This is a genomic window from Halarchaeum sp. CBA1220, assembly GCF_003721175.2.
In the GTDB taxonomy this organism is placed as follows: Archaea; Halobacteriota; Halobacteria; order Halobacteriales; family Halobacteriaceae; genus Halarchaeum; species Halarchaeum grantii.
In genome coordinates this window covers 377,942-397,546 of sequence record NZ_CP054707.1, presented here as the reverse complement: position 1 = coordinate 397,546, position 19,605 = coordinate 377,942, and the positions used below count along the sequence as shown (strand labels likewise).

Sequence of the window (19,605 nt, the reverse complement as noted above, 5' to 3'; positions counted from 1 at the left end):
CAGAACGGAGAGGAGAGTCGCGTGAGTCCGACGCCGTCAGTGGCCCCGGTCGTGCGGGGCGACCTGCGTGCCGTAGTACTCGGCGTGGTCGGTGTAGTCGATGAATCGCGGGGCGTCCGGGTCGAAGGGACGCTCGAGCGACTCGAAGGCCTTCTTCTTGTCCCAGCCCTGCAGCTTCCCGACCGCCTTCCGGGAGTCGAGGTCGCGGTGCTCGAGGGCGGCCTCGGTGGCCTCCCACGCCTTCATCCCCTGCTCGTTGCGGACGATGACGGAGGAGTAGCCGTCCGCCGACCCCACCGAGCCGACGGTGACGTCGGAGGTCATGCCGGTGAAGTCCGCACACTCGTCACAGCCCTTGAGGGTGGCGTCGTGGAACTCGTTGACGTCCTCGGCGATGATCTGCTCGCCGTCGGTCCCGTAGACGCGCATCTCGCCCTCGATGACGTCCATCTTCCCGATGTCCTCGGGGTAGATGTCGCGCTTCTCGGCGAGCTGCTCGCCGATGAGGCGCTCGTAGTTGAAGTTCTTCGTGCACATCAGGGAGATGCGGAAGTCGACGGCTTCAACGAGCTCCGTCTGCGCGCCCTTCGACCAGTCGAAGTCCTGGAGGGCGCTGATGCCCTCGATCTCGCAGGGCGTGCCGACGAGCGCGAGGCTGAGGTCCTCGGGGTCCTTCTCGGGGAGCTTGTGCTCCCACTGCCCGAGGTCGAGGTTGCCGAGCGCCATCGTCTGGTTGTAGAACGACCCGGCGTTCTCCACGAGGTCCTCGTGGCTCGTCGCGAGGAAGGACTCGGCCTTCCACGGGTCCTCCTCGGACTCGGTGGCGACGAGCGCGCCGTCGATTTCGCCGTCCTCGAGGAGCGTGGAGAGCATCGCGGTGACGACGCCGCCGTCTTGGGCGTCCTCGTGCCAGTCGTCGCGGACCTTCGCGGTGAACTCCGTGATGGGGTCGCCAGCGCCGGAGACGTTGTCGTCGCCGCCGGTGATCTTCCACTGGCGCTCGTAGCGCAGGCCGCCGCGCGGACAGAAGTCCCAACACATCGAGCAGCCCGTACACATCTTGACGAGTTCGGGGTGGCCGTCGTCGCCGACGCCGATGGAGTCCGAGGGGCAGGCGGCGACGCACGTCCCGCACTGGATACAGCGGTCGGCGTCGATGACGGCCTCGTCGAGCTCCATGAACCACGTCTTGTCGTCGGGCGTGTCGATGTCGTTCATCTCCGAGCGGATCGAGTACTCGGGCGTGTCGAGGTCGACGCCCTCGGGAACGCCGACGCGCGCGTCGGGCTCCGCGCCCGGCGAGTCGACGTCCTGACTCTTCCCCTCGGAGGGCGGCGTGAAGTCGACGTCGCCGAGCTGGCCGTTCTCGTCGACGTTGACGGCGCCCGCGCCGTCGGCGCGGACGGCCGTGGACTCCTCGCTCGGGCCGGCGTCCGTCGAACAGCCGCAGTCGCTCCCGCAGGAGCCGCTCTCGCCGTCGCTCTCGCTCGGCGACCCGACGTTCGGGACGCCCGGGGTCCGATCAGTCACCGTGAGCCACCCCCTTGGAGACGGGGCCGTCGGCACGCTGCATCACGGTGCGCAGGCGGTCGTTGTCGACGCGGCGCGTCCACTCGTAGAAGCGCTCGCCCTCCGTGCGCTCCTCGGTGTAGACGGCGAACAGCTCCTCGAGGGCGCCGGTGACGCTCCCGGCGGGAACGGCGGTCTCCACCCAGTCGAGGAAGGCGTTGTCGGGGCCGAGGCTCCCGCCGAGGCCGAAGTCCATGCCCTCGACGATGTCGTCGTCGCTGTTGTCGGCGGTCTCGACCTTCACGGTCTCGCCGCGGAAGCCGACGTCCGCGATCTGGGGCTGCGCGCAGGACGCCGAGCACCCGGACATGTGCATGCGGACGACGTCGAGGTCGTCGGGCGTCTGGATCTGCTCGTCGAGCTGGCGCGCCCACTGCTTCGTGCGCGCCTTCGTCTCGATGATGGCGTACTTGCAGTACTCGGTGCCCGTACAGGCGACCGCGCCACGGGAGAACGGGCCGGGGTCGGGCTGGTAGTCCTCGGCGAACGCCTCGTTCACGAGGTCCTCGACGTTCTCCTCGGGGACGTGCGTGATGAGGAAGTTCTGGTCGGTCGCGAGGCGAACGGTCGACTCCTCGGTGCCGTACTCCTTCGCGGCGCGGGCGGCCTCGACGAACTCGTCGCCGCCGACGCGCCCGGAGATGACGTTGAAGCCGACGTACTTCAGGCCGTCCTCCTTCTGGTCGTGCACGCCGACGTGGTCGCCGGTGTACCCCTCGGTGAGATCGATGCCGGCGTTCGGGAGGTCGACGTCACAGCGGTCGCGGACCGCCTGCTCGAAGTTCTCCGGGCCCATCTGCTGGACGAGGTAGCGCATCCGGCAGACGCCGCGGTTGTGGCGGTCGCCGAGCTCCTTGAACGTCTGCGCGATGGCGCGGCAGAACTCGACGGCGTGCTCGGGGCGGACGAAGACGTCGAGTTCGGAGGCCATTCGCGGGCCGTCGGAGAGGCCGCCGCCGACGCGAGCGTGGAAGCCGTAGACGGCGCCCTCGTCGGTCTGCTTCTTCGCGGGGACGAGGCCGACGTCGTTGATCTGGGACTGCGCGCAGTCGTGCTTGCAGCCCGTGATGGTCATCTTGAACTTTCGGGGGAGGTTGGCGTACTCCCGGTTGTTCGTGAAGTAGTCGGAGACGGCGTCGATGACGGGCTGGGCGTCGAAGCATTCGTGGTCGTCGAGGCCGGCGGCCGGACAGCCGAGCACGTTCCGCGCGGAGTCACCACACCCCTGAATCGTGGTGAGTCCGACCTCGTCGTACTTGTCCCAGATTTCGGGGACGTCTTCGACCTCGACCCAGTGCATCTGGATGTCCTGACGCGTCGTGATGTCGAGGTAGGCGTCGCCCCAGAACTCGTCGTTGACCTCCTCGTACTCCTCGTCGGGCTGGACGGCGTACTCCTCGGCGACTTCGCCGATGACTTCGGCCTGCTCGGGGGTGAGGTGCCCGCCGGGGACCTTCGTCCGCACCATGAAGTAGCCGTCCTGCTTCTGCGTGTACGCCCCCGCCCACTTGAGACGCTCCCACTCGCCGTCGCCCGCCCGCTCCTCGATGTCGTCGAAACCGAGTTCCTCCTCTGCGTACTCGCGGAGGTCCTCGACGACGTCGAGGGGGTGTTTCTCCTGTTTCCACTGCTCGGTCGTGTTCAGACTCACTAGGTGGGTACTACACGCGCGCGACCCTCTTTCTGCGTATGCCTGCAAGGAGTGTCACGGCTCCCGAGTACGGGACGTGACTCGCCGCCGTACGTGACACGCCGCGACCCGCGAACACCCGCTCGGCCCGCCCCGAGTGCGACGGTTCGCCGCGAACCCCGCTCGCCCTCGGGTCGTAGGATGGGGCAATTGTTGCCTCATACTGTGACGTGGTCAGTCGGCTACGCCGGTCGCCCCCGCCCGAACCGCCCGATAGCGCTCGCCCGCCTCGTCCGCCGCTTCGAGCGCCGCCCGAATCCGCTCGGACGTCCAGCGCTCCGACTCGAGGAACCGCTCGTAGGTCGGGAGGCGCTCCGCGAGCGGGACGCCCGCGTGCTCGGCGACCGCTTCGAGTTCGCGCAGCGCCGGCCACGCGTAGTCCGGGTTCACGTGGTCGTCCGTCACCGGCGAGACGCCGCCGAGGTCGTCGACGCCGCAGTCCACCACCTCGCGGGCGTCGAAGAGGTTCGGCGGCACCTGCACCGACACCGCGTCGGGGAGGACGGCGCGCGCCATCGCGACGACGCGGCGCATCGTCGCCGTCGAGGGCGACCCCTCGTGCCAGCGCTCGTTGTCCGAGACCGGCTGGACGATGACCTCCTGGACGTGCCCGTAGCGCTCGTGGAGGTCGCGGATCGCGAGCAGGCTCTCGGCCCGGTCGCGCCACGTCTCCCCGATTCCCACGAGGATGCCCGTCGTGAACGGCACGTCGAGCTTCCCGGCGTTCGCGATGGTGTTCAGGCGCTGGCCCGGCACCTTCGAGCGCGGCCCGCCGTGCGCCTGCACCTCGGCGGTCGTCTCCAGCATCACGCCCATCGAGGCGTTCACGTCGGCGACTTCCGCCATCTCCGCGTGCGTCTGGTCGCCCGGGTTCGAGTGCGGGAGGAGGCCCTCGTCGAGCGCGATCTCGCACGCCTCCCGGAGGTACGTGTGGATGGAGTCGTGACCGAGCTCCGCGAGCTCGGCGTGAATCTCCGTGTATCGGTCGTCCGGGTCGTCGCCGAAGGTGAACAGGGCCTCCGTACAGCCCGCGTCGGCGCCGCGCCGACACGTCTCGCGTATCTCCTCGGGCGTCATCAGCGACGCCTGCCCGGGCGGGTCGTAGTAGGTGCAGTACGTGCAGGTGTAGCGACACGCCGTCGTCAGCGGCACGAAGACGTTGCGCGCGAACGAGAGCTCGTCGGCGGCCTCGACGTCGTCCGGCCGCACCGCCAGCGCGCGCTCCACGTCGCGGTCCGCGACGTGCACGTCCACCCCGTACTCCTCGACTCCCGGGAACACGCCTGTCGCTATTGCGCCCGCCCCGAAAAGGGTTGCTACCCCGACAACCCGACTCGTCCGGCGGACGCTTTATGCCGGTCCGGGGGCGTTCTCCGGGTATGTCCGGAGAGTTCGACGGCTACGGCGGCCGATACGTCCCCGAACCGCTCGAAGAACCGCTCGCCCAGCTCGCCGACGCCTACGACGCCCTCGAGGACGACCCCGACTTCCGCGCCGACCTCGAGGCCTCCCTCCGTGACTTCGCGGGGCGCCCGACGCCGCTCTATCACGCCGAGCGGCTCTCCGAGGCGTACGGCGTCGACGTCTACCTCAAACGCGAGGACCTCCTCCACGGCGGCGCGCACAAGATCAACAACTGCCTCGGGCAGGGCCTCCTCGCGAAACACGCCGGGAAGGAGCGCCTCATCGCGGAGACCGGCGCCGGCCAGCACGGCACCGCGACGGCGATGGTCGGCGCGCTCCTCGGCCTCGACACGGAGATCTACATGGGGAAGAAGGACGTCGAGCGCCAGCGGATGAACGTCTTCCGGATGCGCCTCATGGGCGCCGACGTGAACGAGGTCACGCGGGGCGACGCCGGCCTCGCGGACGCCGTCGACGCCGCCCTCGAGGACTTCGCCGCGAACGTCGAGGACACCCACTACCTCGTCGGGAGCGTCGTCGGCCCCGACCCCTTCCCCCGGATGGTCCGGGACTTCCAGAGCGTTCTCGGCCGCGAGGCCCGCGAGCAGTTCCGCGAGCGCACCGGCGGCCTCCCGGACGCCGCCGTCGCCTGCGTCGGCGGCGGGTCGAACGCGATGGGGCTCTTCCACGCCTTCCGCGACGACCCCGTCGAGTTCTACGGCGCGGAAGGCGGCGGCGAGGGCGCCGACTCGAAGCGCCACGCCGCCCCGCTCGCGAGGGGCGAGGAGGGCGTCATCCACGGCATGAAGACGCGCGTCATCGACGAGGACGCCGAGGTCCACTCCGTCTCCGCCGGCCTCGACTACCCCGGCGTCGGCCCCGAGCACGCGATGTTCCGCGAGGTCGGGCGCGCCACCTACGAGGGCATCCCGGACGACGAGGCCCTCGCCGCCTTCCGCGACCTCGCCGAGATGGAGGGCATCATCCCCGCGCTCGAGTCGAGTCACGCCATCGCGCTCGCGAAGCGCCTCGGCGACGCGGGCGAACACGAGACGCTCCTCGTGAACCTCTCGGGTCGGGGCGACAAGGACATGGCGCAGGCCGCCGAGCTCTTCGACCTCGCGTAACCCTACGCGTCCGCGTAGAACTCCCGGTTCCGCAGGACGAACGACCCGTAGCCCACGGCGACGCCCCCGAGGACGACGACGACGAACGTCCCGAATATCGCGTTCAATCGGAGGCCCGCCGCCGCGAGCGCGCCGCCCGCGACGAACGCCGCGCCGGCCGCGAGCAGCACTTCGAGCGCGAGCCGCGCCCGGCCCGCCCGGCGGAGCGCGTCCGTCCGCACGTCCCGCCCGAGCGGCGTGTAGGCGTCCGCGACCGGCAGCACCACCGTCACCGCCACCGCCGCCGACACCGGGCCGGCGACCCTCACCGGGGCGTCCAGCGCGAGCAGTGCGACGTCGACCAGCGTGCCCGTGACGCCCGCGAGCGCGAGCAGGCCGACCACCGACGCGGCGGCCCGCAGGAGGCGGTGTCTCATCGTCGGCCCGTCGCCCGCCACACGCTTACTCGCTTCGGGTGACGGTCGTCCGTCCGCCCGTCCGGTCGAGGTGGACGCCCGCCTCGCGGAGCCACGCGCCCGTCTCGCCCTCCCCGCGCACCAGCACGTCCGCGAGGTCCGCGCGCTCGTCCACGTCGAGCGCGAGCCGCGTCGCGTCGAACTCCCGGACCGACAGCCCGCGCTCGCCGGCGGCCCGGAGGTGGTCGAGGTAGGACGTGCCGTGGTAGTCGACCGCGAAGGCGTCGTCCCGAACGACGAGCGCGTTCGTCCCGCCGCCGAGACCCGGGGCGAGCACCACGTCGCCGTCCGCCGCGAAGAAGCGCGCCAGCACGCGCGGCGTCGCGAGCGCGAGGTCGGCCATCACCACCGCCGTCCCCGCGTCGAGGCGGGCGTTCACCGCGTCGCTCAGCGGCCGCTCGTCGACGACGACCGGCGCCGCGCAGTCGACCGACTCGGTCGCGACGACGAGCGGGTCGCCGCCCGCCGCGCGGAGCGCCGCGAGGACGTCCGCGAGCAGCACGCCCGCGAGGTCGCGTCGCTCCGACGGGGAGAACAGTCCCGCGAGGCGCGTCTTCGGGTCCGTGGCGTCGAACGGAACGAGCGTCCGCATCTGGCTGTCGTAGGACGAGGAGCGTAGAAAGGCGTGCGGGTTCGACCCTAGCCGAGGCGGTCGTAGGTGTCGCGCTGGCGCAGGTACCACCAGACGCCGCCGCCGACGACGAGGAGCGCGACGACGACGCCCGCGCCGATGAACAGCCAGCGCTGGGTCTGCGCGGAGGAGGCCGCTGACTCGGCCTGCTGTTCGGCCTGACTCGCGAGCGAGACCGCGTTCTCGAAGTTCCCGGCGTCGTACGCGGAGATGGCGTTCTCGACGAGCGAGGTCGCCTCACTCACGCTCGCGCCCGCGCTCTGTGCGCTCTCGATGGCGCTCTGGGCGTCCTCGATAGCGGTTCGTGCCTCCTGACTGCTCTCGGTGTACGGCCGCGTGGTGTGCGCCTCGCCGATCACCGACGCGGAGCCGCCCTGCTGGGCCTGCGTGAACTCCGCGATGGTGAGCTGCTGGGGCGGCTCGTAGCTGTACTCCTCGACCGACGGCACCGTCCCCTCGACGCGCACCGTCACCTTGTTGACGTCCTCGCTCGCCTGCACCTGCTGCTCGAAGCTCTGCCCGGTCGGCGAGTGCTGGGCGATCTTCGCGCCGGTCTGGTCGTAGAGCGTCACCGTCCACGTCACCTGCGTGAGCTCCGTGCTCCCACGGAGCGTCCACGTGTCGTACTCCTCGTAGAGGTCCGTGAGCGTGTACGTCGCGGTCTGCTGGCTCCCGACCTGCGCGGACGGCGGCGCGGTGCCGTCAACGGAGACCGCACCCGCCGGGACCGCGAGAACGGAGAGCGCGAGCAGCGCCGCGAGCGCGAGGCTAGAATAGCGGCTCGAGTTCATCGTCATCGTCTTCGACGAGCTCCTGTAAGTTCTGTTCGCTCTCGCCGCGAATGTCGTCGATGTTCTCCCGGGCCTCGATGGCGATCTGCTGGAGTTCCTTGATGCGCGGGACGTCGGTCACGCCGCTCAGGAGGACGACCGCCGCGACGTTGTTCGAGTCCTCCACGGGGTAGTCGCCGCCCCGGACCTCCATGGAGCCGGTCTGCTCTTCGAGCCACTTGCGGCCGCGCTCGATGCCCTTCCGGTTGAGGAACTGCGAGGGGCCGGCGGTGACGAGGAGGGCGCGCTCGGCGCCGTTCTCGATCTTGCAGGGGAGGGTGAGCCGGCCGAGCGCGGCCTTCCGGACGAGCGAGGTGATGCGGTTCGTCGTGCTCGCGGAGTCGAGGCTGGACTGCTCGTCCCCGCCGGTGAAGCGCGAGAGGAGGCCGCCGCTCTGCTTCTCGTCGGAGACGTCCTCGGCGGCGTAGCCGACCGTGGAGACGCCGCCGCCCGCGAGCGTGTTGATGATCTCAGATGAGTCCACGACGCTCTCGGCGACCTCGCCGCCCTGCTCGATCTCGCCGGCGCCGAAGAGGATGCCGAATCGGGTGACGATTTCGTCGTTTATCTGCCGGTAGCCGCCCTGCATCGACTCGCCGCTCTTGCGCCACGCGTCGTTGTCGAAGACGAGGAGGTTGTCGACCTCGCGGACGAGCGTCCGGAAGGAGCGCGCGGCGTTCAGCGTGTAGATGCCGCCCTCGTCGCCCGCCGGGAGGACGCCGAGGCCGTAGACGGGTTCGGTGTAGATGCGCTTGATGTGGCGCGCCATCACGGGCGACCCGCCGGAGCCGGTACCGCCGCCGAGGCCGGTGATGATGAGGAAGGCGTCGACCTCGTGGACGGGGATGGAGTCGATGGCGCCCTGTATCTCGTCGATGTCCTCCTCGGCGATTTCGGCGCCGAGTTCGTTGTCCGCGCCGACACCGTGCCCCTTCACCCGCGACTGGCCGATGAGGACGCGGTTCTCCTGCGGGACGTGCTCGAGCCCCATCAGGTCCGCCTTCGCCGTGTTGACCGCGACGGCGGCGCGGACGACGTTGCTCCCGGTCTGCTCGTCGTGCTCCAGGAACCTGTCGAGAATCTTCCCCCCGGCCTGCCCGAAGCCGATCATTGCGAGTTTCATGTGGTGCCAGTTACAGAGAACAGAGCTATGAGACGGATAAGTGTTGTTATGACGGCTGTCGGACGACACCCCCTATTTGACGATTTCGGCGGTTTCGGCCTTCGTAACCGAGTTACACCGTATCGCCCGTTCGGCCGAATAACAGCTGTTTATATACGGTCGGCTAGGGCTCTCGGAGGTACTCCGAGAGGCGCTTCAGGTCGGCGGGGTCGCGCCCGAACGCCGCGACGTCGTTCTCCGCGACGGTGTTGTCGAAGCGCAGCGAGCGGTACTGGTCGCGCCCGAACGGCACGCCCGGTACCGCGTCCGCCATCGACATCCCGACGCCCGCGAGCCCCATCGGCACCGAGAGCACGGTCAGCGACTTCCCCTCCGCGCGGTAGATCTGCGTCGCGACGTCCGCGAGCGACAGCACCTCCGGCCCGCCGACCTCGTAGGTCTCGCCGTCGTGCTCGCGCTTCAACGCGTCCGCGATGACTCCCACGAGGTCGCCCACCCAGATCGGCTGGAAGCGCGTCTTCCCGCCGCCGGGGAGCGCCGTGACGTACGGCGTCGTCAGCGTTCGCGTGAAGGAGACGAACTCGCCGCCCTCGCCGAACACCACGGACGGGCGGAGGATCGTCCACGCGAGGTCGGACTCCCGCACGGCCGCCTCGGCCTGCCCCTTCGCGCGGACGTACGCCGTCTCGCCGTCGGGGTCCGCGCCGAGCGCCGACAGCTGGACGAGCTTGCGCACGTCGTGCGCCTCGGCGGCGCGGACGACGTTCTCCGTGCCCTGTAGGTGGACCTCGAAGTGCCGTTCGTCCCCGCCCTTCGGCTTGAACAGCGGCGAGAGCGCGACGAGGTGGACCACGGCGTCCTGCCCCTCGAAGGCCCCCTCCATCGAGTCGTACGCCGTCACGTCGCCCGTCACCGCCTCGACGCCCTCGGGAACGCCGTCGTCGTTCGGCGTCCGGGCGAGCGCCGTCACGTCGTGGCCCCGCTCTACGAGCTCCCGACAGAGGTGCGTGCCGATGAATCCCGTGCCGCCGGTGACGAGAACCTTCATGGTTGCTCGTTCGAGCGGTACGACCCTAAAGGTAGTCCCCGGCTTTCGGTGGCGATAAACCGCCACGCCCGAAACCCCGCGTATGCTCGTCACGCTCGAAGGCATCGACGGGAGCGGGAAGACCACCGTCTGGGAGGCGCTCCGCGAGACCCGCGACGACGGCTACGCCTTCACCCGCGAACCCACGGACTCGTGGTACGGCGAGGCCGTCCTCCGCTCCGTCCGGGACGACGACGCCGACCCGCTCGCCGAGGCGTTCCTCTACACGGCCGACCACGCCGCCCACCTCTCCCGGCTCGTCCGTCCCGCCCTCGAGCGCGGCGACGTCGTCGTCTCCGACCGCTACTCGGATTCGCGCTACGCCTACCAGGGCGTCGCCCTGTCGGGTCGCGTCCCCCGCCCCATGCGGTTCCTCCGCGACGTCCACGAGCCGTGGACCAGAGAGCCGGACCTCACGCTCTACTTCGACGTCGACCCCCACACCGCCGCCGAGCGCGCCGGCGCGACGAACAAGTTCGAGCAGGCCGAGTTCCTCGCGGACGTCCGCGAGAACTACGAGCGCCTCGTCGAGGCCGACCCCGAGCGGTTCGTCCGCATCGACGCCACGCAGTCGCCCGACGCGGTCGCCGAGCGCGTCGAGGCCGTCTTCGACGCCCGCGTCGACTAGGCCGACCGAGATGTACGTCTTCGTGTCCACCACTCCCTCGAGCGCCTGAGTCCCCGAGGAGGACGCGCCGAGGAGGTCCTGCACGTCCTCGGTGTCGGCTTCGGAGGACGTCCCACTCCCCGGCGACGCCGACCTCGTCGTCACAGTCAGCGTGGAGTCCCCGACGACGTGAAGGAGGTCGCCGCGAACGCGATTCAGCGCATCCGGGGCGTCAAGGACACCGAGACGTACATCGCGATGGACTGATTAGAGGCGGTCGGCGCTCGCGCCCGACTGCCCCCGGCCCGCCGCCCGGTCCCGGAGGTCCTGCACGTCCGGCCGGTAGTCGTAGCCCGGGATGATGCCCTCGAACCACGTCCCCTCGACGTAGTTCACGACCGCGAGCGCGTCCTCGGCGGCGTGCCCCGCGCGGGCGTCGATGACCGCCTCCACGACGACGTCGCCGCCCTCGCGTTCGACCGTCGGCGGGCTCGCTTCTTCGGCGCGCGTCACGTTCGGCGCGTCCTCCAGTCGCAGTTCGAGCGTCTCCAACCACCCCTCCTCGACGACGTCCGCGACCGTCTCCTGCTCCGTGACGGCCGCCGACAGCGTCGGCACGCGCACCGTCACGGTCAGCGTCCCGTCCGCGACTTCGACCGTCGCCTCCCAGTCGTTCGTCGTCGGGACGTACGCGTCGCCCTCGGCCGCGAACGTCTCGCTCTCCTCGAACTCGCGCTCGACATCGCTCATACGCAGGAGAACGCGAGCGACGGAAATGGGCGTTGCGCTCCACGCGCCACTCCGGTGTCGCTAAGTGCTCGCCGGCCGCATCGTCCGAGGACGCGGGCGATGGCGTCCGCCCGCCCCGAACGCCGGACACGCCGGCTGATGGCGCCTTCTACGTACACCATGTCCACGCGCACACTCACCGCCGGCCCGCTCCGCGCGCGCCTCCGCGTCGCCGCCCTCGTCGCGCTCGGCGGCGTCGCCGGTGCGAACTGCCGGTACGCCGCCGCCCTCCTCGCGCCCGGCCTCCCCGGCACGCTCCTCGCGAACGTCCTCGGCGCGTTCGCGCTCGGCTTCCTCGTCTACGAGACTCTCTACCGGGGTACGCTCTCGAAGGAAGTCCGCCTCCTCGTCTCCACCGGCTTCCTCTCCTCGTTCACCACCTACAGCACGTTCGCCGTCCAGAGCGCCACCGCGCGCCCTGCCCTCCTCGTCGCGAACGTCGTCCTCACCTACGCGCTCGGCTTCGCCGCCGTCCTCGCCGGTCGCACGCTCGCCCGCCGCGTCACCGGGTGGTCCGCGTGACCACTGCTACGGTCACCGCCCGGTTGACCCACACGCGCCACCGGAGGTGGCTCGCGTGAGCTCCGGTTTCGCCGCCGCCACCCTCGTCGGCCTCGGCGGCGCGCTCGGCGCGCTCTGTCGGACCGCCGTCGGCGAGTACGTCGCCGCTGACGGAGTCCCCGCGAGCACGCTCGCCGTCAACGTCGTCGGGAGCTTCCTCCTCGCGCTCCTCACGTTCGCGGGCGTCGGCAGCGACGCCATGCTCCTCCTCGGCACCGGCGCCTGCGGCGCGTTCACCACCTTCTCCTCGTTCGCCGTCGAGACCGTCCGGCTCTGGGAGACCGGTGAGCGCGTCCGCGCCGCGATTACCGCTGTCGCGAACCTCCTCGGTGCCGGCGCCGCCATCGCGCTCGCGTGGCTCCTCCTCGCGCTCGCGGGCTGACCCGCTACGCCGACTCGGCGACGCGTGCCACCAACACCGGCACCGGCGACTCGCGGACGACGCGCTCCGTCACGCTCCCGAGCAGGAAGCGCTCCACGCCGCTCCGCCCGTGCGTCCCCATCGCCACCGCGTCGACGTCGCCGCTCTTCGCGCGCTCCAAAATCACCTCGTGGGGTGTCCCGTCCGCGACCACCGTCTCCGCGTCCACGCCCGCCTCGTTCGCGCGCTCCGCCACCGCCTCCACCGCGCGCTCGCCCTCCGACTCGAGCTCGCTCCGCAACGCCGCCCACTTCGCCTCCGGTAGCGACTCGTAGTCGCTCGTGTCCACCACGTAGAGCGCCACCACCGTCGCGTCCGCCAGCGCCGCGAGGTCGAGTGCCTCCTCGACGGCGCGCTCGCTCTCCGGGCTCCCGTCCGTCGGCACCAGAATTCGCTCGTACATGCCTCTCGCTTCGAACGCCCGTCACAAGAACGTGACCGCCGGACGCGACCCCGAGGTGCTCGCGCCGCTCGCAGAAAATGCGAGAGATGGGATTCGAACTAACGCGAGACGGTCGCTCACGTGCGCTCGCACTGCGACTCGCTAAGCCGCGAATCCCACTCGATGCGTCGCTCACGTGCGTTCGCGACAGCATGCGAGAGATGGGATTCGAACCCATGAACCCCTACGGGAGCGGGTCTTAAGCCCGCCGCTTTTGGCCGCTCAGCCACTCTCGCAGCCGGTAGTTGTCCGCTCGCCCGCAAACCGTTTTCGGTGTCCTACCAGTCCACGGAGAGCGTGCCGTCGCCGTGCGGGTCGGGCGCGACCTCCTCGTCCGTCCGCCGGTCGACGACGTGGATGACGCCCGGCCCCTTCTTCGCGGGGCAGGCCTCGGCGGCGGCGACGTTGTCGTCGAGTGCGTCCTCGTCGAAGAAATAGGTCTTGGGCTTCCCCATCCCGGAGGTGATGTCCATCTCCCAGTTGTCGGAGACGGCGGCGCACTTCCCGGCGCCGAAGCACTTGTTCGCCTCGAAGATGATCTTGTAGGGCGCCTCCTCGACCGACGGCGCGTTCGCCTCGCCGATGGTCGACGGGTCGACGGGGGTCTCGTCGTCCGAATCGCTCATACGTAGCGGTAAGGGACTCCGAGCGCTTCAGGTGTTCGGTCCGTCTAGACGCCGAGGCCGGAGTAGTCGAGGTCGCGGGTGTCGCCGTGGAGCTTCACGGACTCGAGCGTGACGTCCTTCATCGGCTCGTCGTTCCGGTCGGTCGGGACGTTCCCGATGGCCTCGACGACGTCCATGCCCTCGACGACGTCGCCGAAGACCGCGTGGCGGTCGTCGAGGTGGGGCTGGGCGTCGAGCGTGATGAAGAACTGCGAGCCGTTCGTGTTCGGCCCCGAGTTCGCCATCGAGACCGTGCCCGCGTCGTCGTGGCGGAGGTCGTCGTGGAACTCGTCGTCGAACGTGTAGCCGGGCCCGCCCCGCCCGGTGCCGGTGCGGTCGCCGGTCTGGATCATGAAGTCCGCGATGATGCGGTGGAACGGGACGTCCTCGTAGTAGGGCTCGTTCTCGACGACGTCGCCCGTCTCGGGGTCCTCCCACGCGATCTTCCCGTTCGAGAGGCCCGCGAAGTTCGCGACGGTCGTCGGCGCTTTCTCCGGGTAGAGTTCGATCTCGATGTCGCCCTCGCTCGTGTGCAGCGTGGCCGTCAGGTCGCTCATAATCCCGAAGTGGGCGCAAGAACGGAAAACGCCACCGGTGCGTGCTGGACCGGGCGGTCGCGGGGCGGCGGTTTCAGGCGGAGAACGCCCGCAGGTCGGCGAGCGCCTCGGCGGCCGCGCCGGTCTCGATGGCGTCGCGAGCCGCGTCGAGCCCCTCGTCGAGGTCGGCGACGTCCTCGGCGGCGTAGAGGCGCAGCGCGGCGTTCAGCGCGACCGCGTCCGCGAACGCGTCGTCGCGCTCGCCCGCGAGCACGGCCTCGGTGATGGCGGCGGAGTCGGCGGCGACGTCCTCGACCTGCAGGTCCTCGTTCTCGATGTCCATGCCGTACTCGGCCGTCTCGACCGTGAAGTCCGCGAGGTCGCCGCCCTCGTTCCACTCCGCGACCGTCGTCGAACCAGGGCGGACGTCGTCGTACCCCTCCATCCCCTGGAACATGAGGACGCGCGAGACGGTCGCCGCCTCGCTCTCGCGGAACGTCTCCACGATCTTCTTCGCGAACGCGAGGTGGTAGAAGCTCCCGAGGTGGACGTCGGCGTCAGCGGGGTTCGCGAGCGTCTCCACCGTGTTCACGAACGTCCGCACGCCCATCTCGTCGCGGCGCTCGAGGAGCGCGTGGACGCCCGGGTTGAAGCTCGGCTGGTAGTAGAAGCCGAAGCCGACGTCGTCCGTCATGCGCGCGGACGCCTCGGGGTCGAGGTCGGTCTCGACGCCGAGCTCGTCGAGGACGTGCTTGTACGCGACGCCGTTCCCCGAGGGGACGCGGTCGCCGGAGTGGACGACGACGGGCGTGCCCGCGCTCGCCGCGACGACGCCCGCCGCCACCCCGAGGAGCGCCGAACGGCCCTTCCCGTCGTAGTTCGCGCCGCAGTCAACGGGGTCGCAGTCGGGCGCGGCGCGCACCACGGACTCGCGGTCCATCACGTCCAGGAACGCACCGAGCTCCTCGGGGGTGTTCTTCTTCCACCGGTTCGCCAGCCAGAACGCGCCGAGCGTGGTGTCCTCGGGTGCGCCGCCGAGGATGCGCTCGAAGGCCTCCGTCGCCTGCGCGGCCGTCATGTCCTCGGCGGACTTCGGGCCGGACCCGACGACGTCACTCATCAAGCGCTTCAGCGGCCACTCGCCGTACTCCTCGGCCTCGGACTCGGGTATCGTCGACATACGTGGGGCTACGGACGCGGCGGCCGTAAAATCTCCCATCGCAGTTCCCCAGTCCCGCCCCGCGCCCGGCGCGCAACCGATACACGGTAGTGGGGCGCGCGCCTACGGACGGGTATGTCCGCGCTCGAGGGGGACTGGCGCGACGCGCTCGACGGCGTCGACGCGCGACTCGTCGACGGCTACCAGAGCGGCTTCCCGCTCGTCGAACGCCCGTTCCGCGCCGTCGCCGACGACCTCGGTACGACCGAACGCGACGCCCACGACCGCGTCGCGCGCCTCCGGGACGTCGGCGTCTTCCGGCGCTTCGGCGCCGTCCTCAACCCGCCCGTCATCGGCTCTTCGACGCTCGCCGCCCTCCGCGTGCCCGACGCGCGCTTCGACGAGGTGGCGGACGTCGTGAACTCCTACCGGCAGGTGAACCACAACTACCGGCGCGACAACCCGTGGAACATGTGGTTCGTCGTCACCGCCGGGAGCCGCGAGGCCCGCGACCACATCCTCGCCGACATCGAGGCCCGAACCGGCCTCGACGTCCTGAACCTCCCGATGCGCACCGACTACTACATCGACCTCGAGTTCCCCGTCGTCAACTCCGACCGCTTCGCGCGCGAGAGCGCCATGGAGACCGACGTCTCCGCGACGCGCGTCACCGAGGACGCCCGCCGCGACCTCACCGAACTCGAGGGCGACGTCCTCCTCGCCGTCCAGGACGGCTTCCCGCTCACCCGCACGCCCTATCGGGACGTGGCGGACGCCGTCGGCGCCGACGTCGATGCCGTCCTCGACGCGCTCCGGGACCTGCTCGCCGGGAACTGCATCAAGCGTATCGGCTGCGTCGTCAACCACCTCGCGACCGGTTTCGACGCGAACTGCATGGTCGTCTGGGACGTCCCCGACGACGCCCTCGACGAGCGCGGGATCGCCGCCGGCGAACTCCCCTACGTCACCCTCTGCTACCACCGCCCGCGCCGACCCGACCAGGAGTGGCCGTACAACCTCTTCACGATGGTGCACGGGCGCGACCCCGACGCCGTCGACGCGAAGGTCGACGAGCTCGCCGCCGAGACGCTCCCCTACGACCACGAGCGCCTCCCCTCGACCGCGACGCTCAAGCAGACCGGCGCGCGCTACGACGACCTCCTCACCCGGTGAGCTCGACGTGCCGGAGCCAGCCGTACCAGAGGAGGAACACCGCCGTCGCGTACCCCCCCACGTAGAGCAGGTCGGCGACGAGCGAGAACCCCGCGCGATTCACGTAGTAGTGCGCCATCCCCGGCCCGAGGATGCCGACGACGAGCAGTACGGCGAGCGTCCGCCGCGAGAACGATTCGCTCATTAGTGGCCCTTGGGCGGCGGGCGTGGTGTGTCGTTCGGTTCGCTTTCGGTATTCCTACTCGAGCTGCGCCCGACACGTCTCCGCGAACGAGGCGAGCGGCACGTCCGCGTCCGAGTCGATGCTCACGAACAGGCCCGTGAACCCGCCCTCGATGAAGTGGAACGCCGTCATCTCCTCGAATCGATGCATCGAGCAGTGGAGCGCGCCCGCCTCGAACAGCTCCTCGAGGTAGTCGCGCCCCACCTCCCGGATGACTAACTCCTCGTGGACGCCCTCCGCGAGCGACGCCACCTTCGACTCGACGTCGTCGCGGAGGTAGACGACGTCGTAGCCGTCCCGGTCGTACGTCGCGATGATGCGAACCGATCCCCCTGCCGCGTCGCGGATCGCGGCGACCGCATTGGTAGCGTCCCCCACAATAGGCTTTCTTTCGAACCCGAAATCTATTCAAACCATTGGCCGGGCTCCCGTCGAGAAGCCCGCGCACCACGGTCGGAGTGTGCGAACGGCCGCCCCGCTGAGGGTGTGGTGAGCGGAGAGAATACACGCCGACGGCGTGGACGTCGTCAGGAACGAGAGTGGGCCAGTGCGGATTTGAACCGCAAGCCTCCACCTTATCAGAGTGGCGCTCTACCTAGTTGAGCTACTAGCCCGCCTGCACTCATTCGTTGCCGGGTGGGACAATTAAGGGTTTCTTTTCGACCGAACTACGCCACCGACTCTCACGCCTTCGAGCGCCCGTCGTCCTCGTCGTCGAAGTCCACGTCGTACGCGTCCTCGCCGAGGTCGACGGTGTCGCCGGCGCCGCCCGACCCGCTCGGGCCGGGTCCGCTGTCGCCGGTCATCGACCCCATGCCGCGGTCGCGGCCGTCGTCGCTCGGGAAGCCGAACGTGTAGACGTTCCCGGTGGCGAAGCCGCCCGTCCACTCGTCCATCCGCGGGACGACGTAGTACTTCTTGACGACGCGGCGGATCACGTGTCTGGTCGGCGGGAAGACGAGCAGGAACCCCACGAAGTCGGTGACGAACCCGGGCGTGAGGAGGAACGCGCCGGCGGCGATGAGGAGGCCGCCGTCGACGAGTTCGTCCGTCGGCGGGTCGCCGCGCGCGAGCGAGCGCTGGATGCGGCGCAGGGTGTGTCGCCCCTCGGCGCGCACGGCGAGCATTCCGAGGAGGCCGGTGAGCACGACGAGCGCGACGATGAGTCGCCAGTCGAGGAACGCGCTGGATGCGACGAGCAACAGCGCGTCGAGGAGCGGGATGAGCAGCAGTCCCGCGATGAGGCGCTTGGCCATCTCTGCGTCGAACTAGGCCGGGCGCGCGTTATGGGCTTTTCGAGGCATCGCTCGCCGGCCTGCGCACCGTGACGCCTCGCCCCCACCGGTCGCTCGCCGCCGCCTTCGAAGCGCTTTCACGCCCGCCGCGTCGAGACGGTGTATGGACGAGTCCGCGGAACGGACGAAGGTCGAGTGGCGACCGTGGGGCGGCGCGGCGTTCGAGGCGGCCGCCGAGGCGGGGAAACCCGTCCTGCTCTCATTGGTCGCGTCGTGGTCGGCGCGCTGTCGCGAGATGGACCGCGAGGCGTTCGGCGAACCGCGCAACGCCGCGAACGTCAACGAGGAGTTCGTGGCGGTGCGCGCGGACGCCGACCGCCACCCGCGCGTACGCGAGCGCTACAACATGGGCGGCTTCCCGTCGACGGTGTTCCTCACGCCGTCCGGGGAGCTCATCGCGGGCGCGACCTACCTCGAGGCGGAGAGCTTTCGCGGCGTCCTCGACCGGGTGCGCGAGACGTGGGAGGAGAAAGGCGCGGACGCGGGGCGCGTCCCGCGCGCCCTGCGCGGGCAGGCGCCGCCGGCGGGCGCCGTCACCGACGACATCGAGGCGCTCGTCGCCGGCCAGCTCGGCGAGCAGTACGACGAACGCTTCGGCGGGTGGGCGACGAACGAGAAGTTCCCCCTGCCCCGCACCGTCGAGTTCGCGCTGAAGCGCGAGCGCCAGCAGGCCCTCCGAACTCTGGAGGCCGTGAGTCGGAACCTCGCGGACGACTACGACGGGGGCTTCTACCGCTTCGCGCACGCCCGCGACTGGAGCGACCCGCAGCGCGAGAAGCTCCTCGAGACGAACGCCGGCCTCCTCCGGGCGTTCGCGAACGCCTACCTCTACACGGGCCGCGAGACCTACGAGGGACCGGCGTCGAACGCCGTCGACTTCCTGACGGCGACGCTCTGGACGGGCGCGGCGTTCGGCGGGAGCCAGCATCCCGGGGAGTACTTCGAGCGCCCGCCCTCCGAGCGCGACGAGGCGGACGAACCCGGAATCGACGAGACGGCGTACGCGGAGAAGAACGCGCGCGCCGCCGACGCGCTCCTCGTCTACGCGGCCTACACGGACGACGAGACGGCGCGCCGGTACGCCGAGCGCACCCTCGACTACCTCGCGGAGACGCTCGTCGATGAGGACGGCGCGGTCGCGCGCTACGACGACGCGGACGCACCGACCGGCCTCCTCACCGACCACGCGGCGGTCGCGCGGGCGTTCGCACGCGGCGCGCAGGTCGCCGACCCGGACTACGTCGAGTCGGCCGTCGCGGTGGCGGACTACGCCGTCGAGCACCTCCAGGAGGAGGCCTTCCTCGACGGGCCCGTCGAGGACGTCGGCCTGCTCGACAGGCCGCTCCACCCCATCGACGACAACGCGACGATGGCGCACGCGCTCGTCGACCTCGCGGAGCTAACCGAAGAAGACGCCTACCGGGAGGCGGCGCGGGACGCCGTCGGCGCGTTCGCGGGCGCGGCCGACCGGATGGGCGTGCAGGTCGCGGACTACGCGGCGGCGGCCTCGCGCGTCGTCGAGCGCCCGCTGACGGTCCGCGTCGGCGGCGACGTCGACTCCGACCTGCACCGCGCGGCGCTCCGCGTCGCCGACCACGAGAAGGTCGTCGTCCCGCGCGCGGCGGGCGTCGAGGACGACGCGGCGTTCGTCCTCGTGAACGGCGACCTCCACGGGCCGGCGCGCGACCCCGAGGTGCTCGCGTCGCTCGTCGCCGAGCACGCCTGACGGCGGCCACGGCGCGACGGACCCCACCCGGGGGCGACCGACGCCCTCACTAAACTCGCGGTGGGTTTATCACGCCTCGCTGACAACGGGCG

The 19,605-nt window shown here is 70.5% G+C and carries 22 protein-coding genes, 2 tRNA genes and 1 riboswitch; of the genes, 6 read left to right on the top strand and 18 right to left on the bottom strand.

Annotated elements, in window-relative coordinates; all coding sequences use genetic code 11:
- Nucleotides 1-36: 36 nt before the first annotated feature.
- The 3 genes from EFA46_RS02130 to cofG form a co-directional block, all read right to left on the bottom strand.
- A complete protein-coding gene (locus EFA46_RS02130; RefSeq protein WP_123075201.1) occupies nucleotides 37-1,530 on the bottom strand; it encodes a Coenzyme F420 hydrogenase/dehydrogenase, beta subunit C-terminal domain in 1,494 nt (497 codons plus the stop codon).
- Complete coding sequence (locus EFA46_RS02125) at nucleotides 1,523-3,214, bottom strand: nitrite/sulfite reductase (protein ID WP_123077317.1); 1,692 nt, start codon at nucleotides 3,212-3,214, stop codon at nucleotides 1,523-1,525. Before EFA46_RS02125 ends, EFA46_RS02130 begins: the two co-directional genes overlap by 8 nt.
- 219 nt (nucleotides 3,215-3,433) lie before the next feature.
- A complete protein-coding gene (gene cofG, locus EFA46_RS02120; RefSeq protein ID WP_123075203.1) occupies nucleotides 3,434-4,540 on the bottom strand; it encodes a 7,8-didemethyl-8-hydroxy-5-deazariboflavin synthase subunit CofG in 1,107 nt (368 codons plus the stop codon).
- A 98-nt stretch (nucleotides 4,541-4,638) separates the two neighbouring features.
- On the opposite strand from cofG, the gene trpB reads away from it, so the two are divergent.
- On the top strand, nucleotides 4,639-5,790 hold the full coding sequence (trpB, locus tag EFA46_RS02115) for a tryptophan synthase subunit beta (protein WP_123075205.1): 1,152 nt from the start codon (nucleotides 4,639-4,641) through the stop codon (nucleotides 5,788-5,790).
- Between the two features lie 2 nt (nucleotides 5,791-5,792).
- Here trpB and EFA46_RS02110 read toward each other — a convergent pair whose 3' ends face one another.
- The 5 genes from EFA46_RS02110 to EFA46_RS02090 form a co-directional block, all read right to left on the bottom strand.
- Entirely contained in the window at nucleotides 5,793-6,206 is a 414-nt protein-coding gene (locus EFA46_RS02110) for a hypothetical protein (RefSeq protein WP_123075206.1), read from the bottom strand.
- Nucleotides 6,207-6,231: 25 nt separating this feature from the next.
- Complete coding sequence (gene cofC, locus EFA46_RS02105) at nucleotides 6,232-6,837, bottom strand: 2-phospho-L-lactate guanylyltransferase (protein ID WP_123075208.1); 606 nt, start codon at nucleotides 6,835-6,837, stop codon at nucleotides 6,232-6,234.
- Nucleotides 6,838-6,884: 47 nt separating this feature from the next.
- On the bottom strand, nucleotides 6,885-7,667 hold the full coding sequence (locus EFA46_RS02100) for a hypothetical protein (protein WP_255494077.1): 783 nt from the start codon (nucleotides 7,665-7,667) through the stop codon (nucleotides 6,885-6,887).
- Complete coding sequence (locus tag EFA46_RS02095; protein WP_123075212.1) at nucleotides 7,645-8,829, bottom strand: tubulin/FtsZ family protein; 1,185 nt, start codon at nucleotides 8,827-8,829, stop codon at nucleotides 7,645-7,647. The genes EFA46_RS02100 and EFA46_RS02095 overlap by 23 nt, the downstream gene beginning before the upstream one ends.
- A 163-nt stretch (nucleotides 8,830-8,992) precedes the next feature.
- Nucleotides 8,993-9,877: a complex I NDUFA9 subunit family protein gene (locus tag EFA46_RS02090; RefSeq protein WP_123075214.1), complete on the bottom strand. Its 885-nt coding sequence runs from the start codon at nucleotides 9,875-9,877 to the stop codon at nucleotides 8,993-8,995.
- Between the two features lie 82 nt (nucleotides 9,878-9,959).
- On the opposite strand from EFA46_RS02090, the gene tmk reads away from it, so the two are divergent.
- Nucleotides 9,960-10,544, top strand: coding sequence for a dTMP kinase (gene tmk, locus EFA46_RS02085; RefSeq protein WP_123075216.1), 585 nt, complete (start codon nucleotides 9,960-9,962; stop codon nucleotides 10,542-10,544).
- Between the two features lie 246 nt (nucleotides 10,545-10,790).
- On the opposite strand, the gene EFA46_RS02080 is transcribed toward tmk, so the two are convergent.
- The gene (locus tag EFA46_RS02080; protein ID WP_123075218.1) at nucleotides 10,791-11,273 is read right to left on the bottom strand and encodes a DUF5813 family protein; all 483 of its coding nucleotides are present in this window, start codon (nucleotides 11,271-11,273) and stop codon (nucleotides 10,791-10,793) included.
- A gap of 86 nt (nucleotides 11,274-11,359) precedes the next feature.
- Nucleotides 11,360-11,428, top strand: a riboswitch (Fluoride riboswitch).
- A gap of 4 nt (nucleotides 11,429-11,432) precedes the next feature.
- Between EFA46_RS02080 and EFA46_RS02075 the strand changes: the two genes are divergently transcribed.
- Both EFA46_RS02075 and EFA46_RS02070 read left to right on the top strand, forming a co-directional pair.
- Entirely contained in the window at nucleotides 11,433-11,834 is a 402-nt protein-coding gene (locus EFA46_RS02075; protein ID WP_123075220.1) for a CrcB family protein, read from the top strand.
- 55 nt (nucleotides 11,835-11,889) lie between these two features.
- Nucleotides 11,890-12,255 carry a CrcB family protein gene (locus EFA46_RS02070; RefSeq protein WP_123075222.1) on the top strand — a complete coding sequence of 122 codons (366 nt, stop codon included), beginning with the start codon at nucleotides 11,890-11,892 and terminating at the stop codon, nucleotides 12,253-12,255.
- 4 nt (nucleotides 12,256-12,259) lie between these two features.
- Here EFA46_RS02070 and EFA46_RS02065 read toward each other — a convergent pair whose 3' ends face one another.
- The 5 genes from EFA46_RS02065 to EFA46_RS02045 form a co-directional block, all read right to left on the bottom strand.
- Nucleotides 12,260-12,697 carry a universal stress protein gene (locus tag EFA46_RS02065; RefSeq protein ID WP_123075224.1) on the bottom strand — a complete coding sequence of 146 codons (438 nt, stop codon included), beginning with the start codon at nucleotides 12,695-12,697 and terminating at the stop codon, nucleotides 12,260-12,262.
- Nucleotides 12,698-12,889: 192 nt separating this feature from the next.
- Nucleotides 12,890-12,972, bottom strand: a tRNA-Leu gene (locus EFA46_RS02060).
- Between the two features lie 42 nt (nucleotides 12,973-13,014).
- Entirely contained in the window at nucleotides 13,015-13,362 is a 348-nt protein-coding gene (locus tag EFA46_RS02055; RefSeq protein ID WP_123075226.1) for a ferredoxin, read from the bottom strand.
- Nucleotides 13,363-13,406: 44 nt separating this feature from the next.
- Entirely contained in the window at nucleotides 13,407-13,958 is a 552-nt protein-coding gene (locus tag EFA46_RS02050; RefSeq protein WP_123075228.1) for a peptidylprolyl isomerase, read from the bottom strand.
- Between the two features lie 73 nt (nucleotides 13,959-14,031).
- Nucleotides 14,032-15,117, bottom strand: a complete 1,086-nt coding sequence (locus EFA46_RS02045) for an anthranilate phosphoribosyltransferase (protein ID WP_123075230.1) — start codon at nucleotides 15,115-15,117, stop codon at nucleotides 14,032-14,034.
- A gap of 114 nt (nucleotides 15,118-15,231) precedes the next feature.
- Between EFA46_RS02045 and EFA46_RS02040 the strand changes: the two genes are divergently transcribed.
- Nucleotides 15,232-16,269: an Lrp/AsnC family transcriptional regulator gene (locus EFA46_RS02040; RefSeq protein ID WP_123075232.1), complete on the top strand. Its 1,038-nt coding sequence runs from the start codon at nucleotides 15,232-15,234 to the stop codon at nucleotides 16,267-16,269.
- Here the strand turns inward: EFA46_RS02040 and EFA46_RS02035 are convergent.
- The 4 genes from EFA46_RS02035 to EFA46_RS02020 all read right to left on the bottom strand — a co-directional run bounded on the left by EFA46_RS02035 (nucleotide 16,259) and on the right by EFA46_RS02020 (nucleotide 17,748).
- Nucleotides 16,259-16,453 (bottom strand): hypothetical protein, encoded by a 195-nt coding sequence (locus EFA46_RS02035; RefSeq protein ID WP_123075234.1) that lies wholly within the window; start codon nucleotides 16,451-16,453, stop codon nucleotides 16,259-16,261. The two genes, EFA46_RS02040 and EFA46_RS02035, sit on opposite strands and share 11 nt — an antisense overlap.
- A 54-nt stretch (nucleotides 16,454-16,507) precedes the next feature.
- Nucleotides 16,508-16,870 carry a hypothetical protein gene (locus EFA46_RS02030; protein WP_255494076.1) on the bottom strand — a complete coding sequence of 121 codons (363 nt, stop codon included), beginning with the start codon at nucleotides 16,868-16,870 and terminating at the stop codon, nucleotides 16,508-16,510.
- 162 nt (nucleotides 16,871-17,032) lie between these two features.
- Nucleotides 17,033-17,106: transfer RNA gene (locus tag EFA46_RS02025), tRNA-Ile, on the bottom strand.
- Between the two features lie 69 nt (nucleotides 17,107-17,175).
- Entirely contained in the window at nucleotides 17,176-17,748 is a 573-nt protein-coding gene (locus EFA46_RS02020; RefSeq protein WP_123075236.1) for an FxsA family protein, read from the bottom strand.
- A 142-nt stretch (nucleotides 17,749-17,890) separates the two neighbouring features.
- On the opposite strand from EFA46_RS02020, the gene EFA46_RS02015 reads away from it, so the two are divergent.
- Entirely contained in the window at nucleotides 17,891-19,513 is a 1,623-nt protein-coding gene (locus EFA46_RS02015; protein ID WP_123075238.1) for a DUF255 domain-containing protein, read from the top strand.
- The last annotated feature ends 92 nt before the right edge of the window (nucleotides 19,514-19,605 follow it).

Coding starts and splice junctions, on each gene's coding strand:
- EFA46_RS02075 (WP_123075220.1), top strand. CDS start 11,433: ATGTCCACGCGCACACTCACCGCCGGCCCGCTCCGCGCGCGCCTCCGC.
- EFA46_RS02055 (WP_123075226.1), bottom strand. CDS start 13,362: ATGAGCGATTCGGACGACGAGACCCCCGTCGACCCGTCGACCATCGGC.
- trpB (WP_123075205.1), top strand. CDS start 4,639: ATGTCCGGAGAGTTCGACGGCTACGGCGGCCGATACGTCCCCGAACCG.
- tmk (WP_123075216.1), top strand. CDS start 9,960: ATGCTCGTCACGCTCGAAGGCATCGACGGGAGCGGGAAGACCACCGTC.
- EFA46_RS02080 (WP_123075218.1), bottom strand. CDS start 11,273: ATGAGCGATGTCGAGCGCGAGTTCGAGGAGAGCGAGACGTTCGCGGCC.
- EFA46_RS02090 (WP_123075214.1), bottom strand. CDS start 9,877: ATGAAGGTTCTCGTCACCGGCGGCACGGGATTCATCGGCACGCACCTC.
- EFA46_RS02020 (WP_123075236.1), bottom strand. CDS start 17,748: ATGGCCAAGCGCCTCATCGCGGGACTGCTGCTCATCCCGCTCCTCGAC.
- EFA46_RS02050 (WP_123075228.1), bottom strand. CDS start 13,958: ATGAGCGACCTGACGGCCACGCTGCACACGAGCGAGGGCGACATCGAG.
- EFA46_RS02065 (WP_123075224.1), bottom strand. CDS start 12,697: ATGTACGAGCGAATTCTGGTGCCGACGGACGGGAGCCCGGAGAGCGAG.
- EFA46_RS02100 (WP_255494077.1), bottom strand. CDS start 7,667: ATGAACTCGAGCCGCTATTCTAGCCTCGCGCTCGCGGCGCTGCTCGCG.
- EFA46_RS02035 (WP_123075234.1), bottom strand. CDS start 16,453: ATGAGCGAATCGTTCTCGCGGCGGACGCTCGCCGTACTGCTCGTCGTC.
- EFA46_RS02040 (WP_123075232.1), top strand. CDS start 15,232: ATGTCCGCGCTCGAGGGGGACTGGCGCGACGCGCTCGACGGCGTCGAC.
- cofC (WP_123075208.1), bottom strand. CDS start 6,837: ATGCGGACGCTCGTTCCGTTCGACGCCACGGACCCGAAGACGCGCCTC.
- EFA46_RS02015 (WP_123075238.1), top strand. CDS start 17,891: ATGGACGAGTCCGCGGAACGGACGAAGGTCGAGTGGCGACCGTGGGGC.
- EFA46_RS02045 (WP_123075230.1), bottom strand. CDS start 15,117: ATGTCGACGATACCCGAGTCCGAGGCCGAGGAGTACGGCGAGTGGCCG.
- EFA46_RS02110 (WP_123075206.1), bottom strand. CDS start 6,206: ATGAGACACCGCCTCCTGCGGGCCGCCGCGTCGGTGGTCGGCCTGCTC.
- EFA46_RS02095 (WP_123075212.1), bottom strand. CDS start 8,829: ATGAAACTCGCAATGATCGGCTTCGGGCAGGCCGGGGGGAAGATTCTC.